The organism is Methanosarcinales archaeon (genome assembly GCA_014859725.1).
In the GTDB taxonomy this organism is placed as follows: Archaea; Halobacteriota; Methanosarcinia; order Methanosarcinales; family Methanocomedenaceae; genus Kmv04.
Window position 1 is genome coordinate 1 of sequence record JACUTQ010000087.1, and the last position, 9,153, is coordinate 9,153.

7 protein-coding genes and 1 pseudogene are annotated in these 9,153 nt (G+C 40.4%); all 8 read left to right on the top strand.

Annotated features, from left to right (window positions below):
* Nucleotides 1–98: 98 nt before the first annotated feature.
* A pseudogene (locus IBX40_08175) lies at nt 99–407 on the top strand (virulence RhuM family protein).
* Nucleotides 408–1,272: 865 nt separating this feature from the next.
* Nucleotides 1,273–1,560 carry a nucleotidyltransferase domain-containing protein gene (locus tag IBX40_08180; protein MBE0524291.1) on the top strand — a complete coding sequence of 96 codons (288 nt, stop codon included), beginning with the start codon at nt 1,273–1,275 and terminating at the stop codon, nt 1,558–1,560.
* On the top strand, nt 1,550–1,825 hold the full coding sequence (locus IBX40_08185) for a DUF86 domain-containing protein (GenBank protein MBE0524292.1): 276 nt from the start codon (nt 1,550–1,552) through the stop codon (nt 1,823–1,825). Before IBX40_08180 ends, IBX40_08185 begins: the two co-directional genes overlap by 11 nt.
* Before the next feature lie 157 nt (nt 1,826–1,982).
* Nucleotides 1,983–2,519, top strand: a complete 537-nt coding sequence (locus IBX40_08190; GenBank protein ID MBE0524293.1) for a PLP-dependent aminotransferase family protein — start codon at nt 1,983–1,985, stop codon at nt 2,517–2,519.
* Between the two features lie 203 nt (nt 2,520–2,722).
* Complete coding sequence (locus IBX40_08195; GenBank protein ID MBE0524294.1) at nt 2,723–2,953, top strand: hypothetical protein; 231 nt, start codon at nt 2,723–2,725, stop codon at nt 2,951–2,953.
* Nucleotides 2,954–2,977: 24 nt separating this feature from the next.
* On the top strand, nt 2,978–3,475 hold the full coding sequence (locus IBX40_08200) for a host specificity protein (protein ID MBE0524295.1): 498 nt from the start codon (nt 2,978–2,980) through the stop codon (nt 3,473–3,475).
* A 360-nt stretch (nt 3,476–3,835) separates the two neighbouring features.
* Nucleotides 3,836–6,301 carry a helix-turn-helix transcriptional regulator gene (locus IBX40_08205; GenBank protein ID MBE0524296.1) on the top strand — a complete coding sequence of 822 codons (2,466 nt, stop codon included), beginning with the start codon at nt 3,836–3,838 and terminating at the stop codon, nt 6,299–6,301.
* Between the two features lie 217 nt (nt 6,302–6,518).
* The coding region (locus tag IBX40_08210; protein MBE0524297.1) for an S-layer homology domain-containing protein at nt 6,519–9,153 on the top strand (2,635 nt) is incomplete at its 3' end.

A 9,153-nucleotide genomic window follows, 5' to 3' on the forward strand; every position in this document is an offset into this window, starting at 1 on the left:
TTCTAAGAAGATATGGATACAACTTTGCTGCTTTAGCTCTTTTACTCAAGTTTGGGCCAGGATAAAAAGCGTAGATGTCCATTTCTCTCATGTATCGTTTTACCGAAAGAGAACTTGATGAAAATTCAGTATGTCGGAAATTCCGACGAACTGCTTCATATGGTAAAGAGTACAACACTAAATTTTACAGTCTAGAAGCTGTAATTGCAGTAGGATTTAGGGCAAATTCGGATAGAGCGATTCAGTTTAGACAATGGGCGACTACGGGGGTTAAAGATTTTTCTATACAAGGCTATGTGCTTGATAAAGAACGAATTAAAAACGGTACATTTTTAAATTAAGAGTATTTTGACCATTTGCTTGAGGAAATTAGAGAAATTAGATCGAGCGAACGAAGATTTTATCAAATGTATTTTTACAGATTCGTTCGTACGTGACAACATATATACGAACAATTATAACAATTGTAACGAATGAGGTGATGTGATGAGTCAAAAATATTAAGTGGATAAATTGCTAAAAGAAAAAAATGGAATTCTGACATCAGGAGAAGCTAAAGTGGCTGGTGTATCATATAAAAAAAGAAAGATCAATTGGATGCTGATATTGTCAACGAAGCTCTCCGGAGGTATATGAAAATGCCTGGAGCGGACTATTCAACATTATTAGAATATGCTGAAATTTTCAAAATTAAAGATTTAGTCCGCAATTACATGGAGGTTCTAACATGAAAATTAGCAGTCCAAGACAAATAAAAGACTGGATTAACAACATGGTAGCTAAAAACAATAGTCTTAATATAGTGTGATTGGATATTGCATGAACGGAGCGACTCTGGGGGAGTAAGCTGAAATAATGGGCGAACGAAGCTACAATGTGCTCACGAGGTTTAACGGCCACATTCAGTGAAAAATATTGTATTTTGATAAATAATATTTTTAGAAAGAGGTGATTAGAATGAATACTGCTAAAGAATATATTCACAATTTAATTGATGAGCTGTGGAAAAATGTATAAGCAAGTGAATCTACAGGCACGACCTTTATTTCCAGTAGATATTGGGCTAATTGTTCTATGTCCATTTGATGTGACAGAGAGCCTTCACTGTAGTATAATTAAAATATGAGAATTCATTGATAATTAGTTAGATTGGAATAATATCGATGCTTCTAGATGAGTTGTTGAATAAAAAAGAAGATATATAAAATCATAGTATTTCTATGGTACAGGTAGTCTACAATTTTCATTAAATTTATAATTGGAGGTGTCATGATGCTTTCTCAAAATCAGATTAGGGATGCTTTGATAAAAACTGCTAATAAATATCCAATCAAATCCGTTTCATTATTTGGATCATATGCCGATGGAAATGCGAATGAGGATAGTGATGTTGATTTATTAGTTGAGTTTTTGACACCAACAGTATCGTTATTCATGCTATATGAGTTAAAATCGGATGTTGAAAATGAACTTAAAAAAAACGTTGATCTAGTACATTTGCCAATACCTCCGAATTCTATAATAAAAATTAACAAGGTAGTGACTTTGTATGAAAATTAGAGACGAACAAATTGTTAAGAAAATACTTTCTGAGATTGATGTTATAGAAAACCTAATTGTGGATTACACTCAAGAATTATTTCTTGATGATGAAAAAACTAAACGTGCAGTATGCATGACACTGATCAATATTGGAGAGTTGGCAAAGAGTATTACTGATGAACTTAGATCTGAAACTGCATATATTTCGTGGAGGGGCATCTCTGGAATGAGAGATGTGACTGCTCATAAATACCAAACACTTAATAAACTAAGAAGCGTGTAACGCCTGTAACAGGCCGTAACGGATTGGACGTGTCTACAAACGGTGACGCCCCATCTCCACCAATGAAATTGATCGCCTTAGGCGGTCTTTTTTCGCTTTTGTATCTCAAAAGTTATTCGAAATACAATGGCAAATAATTGCTAGATGAAGTAAACTATTGGTAGAGGTAAAAACACAGTCAGTCCTGAGCAATGAAGAAAAAGCGATGCAAGCACTTTCTTACGGAGCGACCATTGGACTCACAATTTTGAGAAAAGCGGTACAAGAAAACCTTTTGATTCCAAATGGAATTAAAGCGAATATGGATGAGATAATGATTACTGCAGGTGGCATTCAAGCCCTATATCTTGTGTGCAAATTGTATCTTGATCCGGGTGATGTGGTTCTTGTGGAATCACCAACATTCGTCCACGCAAAGATGCTATTTGATAGTTTTGAGGTTGAGTGCCAATCCTGTGCTATGGATGCGGATGGTTTGAATATGGAGGATCTTGAAGCAAAAATAAACAAATATCATCCGAAACTTATATATACGATGCCAACATTTCAAAATCCCACAGGAATTTCCATGTCAGCACAGAAGAGAAAAGAGATGGCCTTGCTAGCAGAAAAATATGACGTCATTATATTTGGGTTGAGCTGCCTCAAGGACTTGACGGGAGAGAACTACTGCCTGCAGCCATTGAAGAGGTGAAAATCACGTACGGTTCAGGAAGCGACTTCTTTGTTGAAGAAAATCACGACGGCAGTCAGTATTTGCGCTTATCCTTTGCAGGAATCAATGAACATGTGATTGAGGAATCCATGAAAAAATTGGGCGATTTTTTTAAATCAAAGCAATAATTGCAGGTTTAATAAAATTGAGGGGGATAAAGGGATGAATAAAATTAAGGAAAAATGTTTAAGAAAGAGAAACCTCTGGGTACATTTTTAGTGATGGCAACACAGAGTCACATAGAGTGTATGGGTGAGCTCGGACTCGATTATGTGATTATTGATACAGAGCATGGATCTTATGATACCGAGAATATGATTAACTTAATTCGAGGTGCGGAGCGTGCTGGAATCACACCGTTTGTGCGTGTTGCGAATACAGATCACAAAGAAATTCAGCGCTGCCTGGATTAGGGTGCAAAAGGCATTATTGTCCCGATGCTGAATAGGATAGAGGATTTTAAAAGAGTTGTTTCATTTGCAAAATATAAACCATTAGGGAACAGAGGTTTTGCTGGTGTACGTTCAAATAACTACGGTTATGACGAGAACATTAGTGTTGGTATTGAAACTTTCATGAAAAAATGCAACGAAGAGATTTTGGTTCTGCCGCAATGTGAAACTGTGGGTGCGCTTGAAATCATTGAGGAAGTGGTTCAGCTGGATGGCATTGACGGTATATTTGTTGGACCATTTGATTTGTCGATTTCACTAGGCGTTCCAGTTCAGTTTGGGCATCCAAGATTCATTGAAGCGATTGATCGCATACTAAATGCCTGCAAAAAAGCAAATAAGCCTGCAATTATATATGCGGGCAGTGTTGAGGCTGCAAAAGACGCCTTTGCGAAAGGGTTTGACAGTGTTGCATACAACATAGATGCGAGTGTATTTATCAACGGGTACAAGCGTGACATTAGTGAAATCAGATCAATATGAAATCAATTGTATGCAGTTTCGTATATAAAAATATTGGGATTGCTCGCAGCTGTAGCAGGAATTGTTTTTGCCGCTTGTTTCATCGGTGGTGCTTCTGCGACGGGCGGGATTGGCACAGTTATGAGTGCCTCAGCGGAAATAGAGAAAGATAAGATCACCAATTTAATGGTGAACACTGAAATTGCCTATGACTCCAATTTATCCATTGCTACTCGAAACGATTGGTCTAGGGACTGTTTTGTTAGTACAAAAGGTAACAACACACAGAAGTCACCCAAATTTGTAATGTTTTATTGAAATATAATTGAGGATAAAACTGAACCCCCACCGTACAAGTCATATTCAGAGAGGCGGTAATAAATGGGATATAAGAGTAAAAAAAATTCCAACCCTCACTATTATTCCGATTGCCTAAAGAACAAATTGAAACGAATAAGCACAGTGCCAGCCACTGTAATAGAGGCGCCATCTGGATATGGTAAAACCACAGCTGTACAGGATTATCTTAAATCCAGAGTATCCCATGACGCGAAAGTCTATTGGTTTACTGCTGAAAATGAGGCGCCCACAGCAGGTTTCCGGCGTCTTTGTGGAGAGATCAACAAAATAGATTCCAATGCTGTCGAACGTTTATTAAGAATCGATTTCCCAAATGCAATCACAATAGGAGAAGTTTGTGATGCGCTACGCTCAATTGATTGTACCCGCAAAACCTATCTTGTGATAGATAACTTTCAACTCTTGAGTATTCATCTACATCCTGCTTTAATTTTGGCGCTTCTGGAACACGGGGGCGAGAGCTTACATATTGTTTTAATCACTCAAATGCTCAGTCGTGAAGTTTATATGTTGATTGCTGGACATGGATATTATCATATTTCAGAAACGGACTTACGTCTAACTGCTGAAGATATTAGGAAATATTTTGCTATTGCCAGTGTCAATATTGTGCCGGATACTGCAAAGATGATCGCCAGCCATACCGAGGGTTGGGTCATTGCGGTAAATCTACAATTATGTTCCTATCAAGAGTTGGGAGTTTATTCAGACACGACTATCCTTGAACGCATGGAGTACCTGGTCTGGGATACGATGACAGAAGAACAGCAGATGTTTCTTCTGTTCTTGTCTCCCTTTGAAACCATTACCATACAACAAGCGTCCTCGCTTATTGATGCAGATGCTATCCCCGAATATGCTCTGGACGCGCTCCACAATCCATTTATACACTATAATGTAGTCAGGCGACAGTATGAAATCCATGGGATTTTATCAGAATTGTTGGTGAGTAAGCGTGCAGAGCGTGGAACTTCGTTTGAGCGCGACTGTCTATTACGGGCTGGTGATTTATACAGGGATTTCGGTTTACTGCACCAGGCGATAGACTTTTATTGGCAGATCAGGGCGTATGAAAGAATTCTTTCTCAGGATTTTTCTTCACTTATGCTTGTGAAGATCGGGAAGATCGAATTTAAAGATATTGCTCTGGATATAGCACAGAACTGTCCATCTGACATAAAAAAACAATACAGGTTGCCGATGTTACGCATCGCCTGGTCTTTAAAAATGGCCGGTCTAGACGCAGAGTTTGATATGCTGCTTATAGAGCTTCATCCAATAGTTGCCTCGTCTGATGAACCTGAGCTGCTAGGAGACTGGATGTTGCTGAAGTCTTTTCAAAAGCATCCCTTTGTGACTGAGATGAAATCAATACTCATGGGGGCCAAGGTATTGTTTTCAGAAAAGAGCTCGCGTGTGATTATGCCTACTCATCCATTTTGCTTTGGAAATCATTCTGCGTTAGCCGAATACCACCTTCTACCTGGCGAGGCAGATCGCGAGGTAGAAGATCTTGCTGAATATATAACACTATATTCGAAACTTACAAATGGACACGGGAGTGGCGCTGACATCCTGTTTCGGGCTGAGTTAGCTTATCAACGCTGTCAGTTAGCCGAAGCTGAGGTGTTAGCCTATAAAGCCATTTTCATTGCTGAAAGCCATCAACAGAGCGTTGTACAGCTAGGTGCAACACTGGTTTTAGCTCATATAGCTTTACATAATGCAGATTCAATACGTTGGCAGCAAGCTGTTGATTCTCTTGAGCGTGCTGCCGCTTTTCCAGGACAAGATAATGTTGTTACTCGTGCGCTGCTGGATACCGTACGTGGCATATTACTCAATGAACTGAAGGATGTAAAAAACATCGCACCTTGGTTGAAGGAAGCAGAGTTCTGGCAGCTGCAGTTGCCTCTGCCGATTAAACAATCCGCTTTGTTTGTCCATCTTAATTATCTGTTGCACAATAATGAATTTCCAAAGCTTATTGGTACAGCACAAGCACTTTTGCCTAAAAACATGAGTCCATATGAAGACATGCTCTACTCATTAACAATTGCAGTCGGTCATATTGCATTGGGGGAATACAGCAGAGCGATGGAACTTGTTGGATTTGCAGCACACCGTGGACTTCCTGATGGAATGGTACTTTCCTACGCTGATTATTCCTTTGTGATGAAAGGGATCGATGAGATTGTCAAACAAGAATATCCTGAATATTATGAGGCTTACTGTGATAGCAAGGAGAAGTTTATATTAGGATGGCAAACGCTGCATGATGCCTTTTTGTCAGAAGAATCGTCACTTGATCTGACAGCTCGCGAATACGAAGTTGCTCGACTTGCTGCAACTGGTCTCAAGAATAATGAGATTGCAAAGAAACTTTTCGTGACAGAAAACACTATAAGATATCATTTGCGCCAGATTTTTCAAAAGCTCAATATCGATCGACGCGCTAAATTGTCTGGCATACAGAAGCTATTATAGATAAAAAAATAACAAAGACTGTCCATTTGGACGGGGCGAATATTAACAAACCATTCTATGATGTAAATAGGATGGTTTTTGTTTTCTGGGGAAATTGGCGAGTTAAGGTAACTGCAAAAGAATTGATGGAAATTGCACTAATCTGTGAATACAATAGATCACCAACAGTCAAATAAAATGTAGTATTATCTTTAAACGAGTTGAAGGAGAGGTTGAGATGAAACATTTATTTTTTAGGCGTATGCTGGCTTTTGTTCTCATACTGGCACTCAGTATTGGTAACATTCCCTCAACAGCTTTTGCTGTTGAGGCGCATTATAGCGATACAGCCGGCCATTGGGCACTGAAAGCAATTGAGAGGTGGTCTGACTACGGTGTTCTAAACGGACATGCGGGTTTATTCCACCCGGATGAACCGATCACTCGCGCGGAAATGGCGACTGTATTGGCTAATGTCAACGGATACATTGCTGTGGGAAACAATCAATTCTCTGACATCGACAGCGGCAAATGGTATTATGAGAATGTATTAAAGCTTGCTACAGCCGGCATTATGCTTGGCTTTGACGGTAAGGCGCGACCTGAGGATAAGATAACCCGTGAGGAGGCAGCAACTCTTCTCGCACGCACCTTCGACATACCCGATAAAGCATACGAAATTAATCCTTTCAAAGATGAGTACAGCATTTCAGCTTGGTCGGCAGGTTATGTCCATAGCCTGCGTGCAGCTGGGTACATATCAGGCAGACCTAGTGGTAACTTTGACGCGAAAGAGAGTATCACTCGTGCCGAAGTCGTCACCATTCTTGATAATATGGTGAAAGCCTTTTATAACGCCAAAGGTGAATACAGTGGCAATATTAGCGGCAATGCACTTGTACGCACCGACGGGATAATTCTAAACAACATGAAAATCTCAGGAAGCCTATACCTTACAGAGGGCATCGGCTTGGGTGAGGTTACGCTCATTGATGTCATTGTAGAAAAAACGACCCATATTCTTGGAGGGGGCACCAATTCCATCCAAGTCACTGGAGGAGATTTAGGAGAAGTCGAGTTGAACAGTTTTTACAAAACACATCTCGCTCTTTCCAGTAACACAAAAGCTTCCAAGATCAACATGCTTAATACAGGAACCGTTACCCAGGGAGACGTAAAGGTAGCGTTTGAAGCCACGACTGGTGTTCTAACCTTAGGTGGAACCATTGACAAGGCAGTAATGAAAGCAGATGGTACTATGTCAATCACCGCAAGTGGGATAGAATATGAGATTACTCAATCCAAAGGTGTTACGTTAAAACTTGCACTAGCTGATGGCAGCATTATCAAGGAGATGAGCTTAAGCGCGCCATTGCATATCATTGGAACAGGTAGAATTGACAAAATGGAAATACATACAAGTGGCACTGTGTTGGACAACAGTGTAATTGTAAAGCTTGAAAATATAACCTTGGGTAAGGACGTTTCTGTGACGATAGGCGGGAAAATATTTGCAGGCACGGGTGGAACACTTAAAGTGGATGATTCCGTTAGCAGCAGACCCACACCGACAGATACTGTAACCGTGGCGTTCCAAACTAATGGCGGATCAGAACTTTCACTTCTTCAGGTCCCGCGGGGAGAAACGCTTCCAGCGATTCCTATGCCCATCAAGGAAAACTACGCCTTTATCGGCTGGTATACCGACCAGAATCTCAACAATGAATTTTATTCTGACTTAGCAATTGGACAGGATATGATTTTATATGCCAGATATACTGAGCGGGACGGCAATATGAGAGTATATGTAGACCCGAACAAGTATGTCGAGAACTTCAATCCCAATGATTCTATATCAATCCTTTCCTCCGTGACAATAACGTCAGAGAACCTCATGGACTATGTCGAACTCAAATCCTACTTGGAAGAACTCCCTTCTCTGAGGGTGTACGGAGCAGAAGGGGAATATACCCTGTTACCTGAAGAACCCTATGTAGGTGGAGGCCTTTACGAACTCACGCTGAAAAGCGAGGAACTGAGCTTCAAAGGGGAAGATGTGGCAGTGCGGAAGCTGTCTTACCGTATACATAAAGATGAAACCAAAATCATTGAACTAGTGGATGGTTTAATTTACGTTCTCTGGGTGGACGTTGCAGACCTTGGACAAGGTGCATATGCAGTTCCGGCGGCAAAATACGACATTGAAGCCGGTGATACAGTCTGCTTTTGGAATGAAGTTTATGATGATCACATGAAGTACCGCAATATTGTTCTGGCTACCCCCATAAAAGACGAAGACGGCAACGGCGATGTCCTCCTGCTCAATACTGAGGCGAGTAATCCTGAAGACGTATTCGATAAGATGGACATCTATGTGGAACAGGGAATTCCTATTGAGGACTATTTGGATCAAATAGACACAAAAAAAATTGAACAGGACGTCAAGAATAGTGCTGGAGCTCGACAGATCACTGCCATACTAAACCAGGCTATTGTTCAAAGTCCGACAATACAAGCTTTAGTGGCTGAGGAAATATACTTCAAATCTCCATCCGAGACCACTGAGCACAGAGACATTCCCGTTGAGCTTTTGTTCAAGGATATTGAAGATCTTGAAGTCACCTGCATTGTTGGAGGAACCGACAATGCTAATTTCCCGACAGCTTTTAATCCTGAAACCGCAGCAGCATCCGAGTGGGGAAAGGACTATTCGCCTGTCATGACTCTGACACTCAAATACAGTACGGTTATTAAAGAAAAGATCAATGTAGAAGCTGAAATCACAATCAAGGAATATCTATCCGCATCGCTTCAGGGCGGGGGAAATATAAAAGGAATGGATAATTTCGATTTTGATTATGCGATTAATTTGT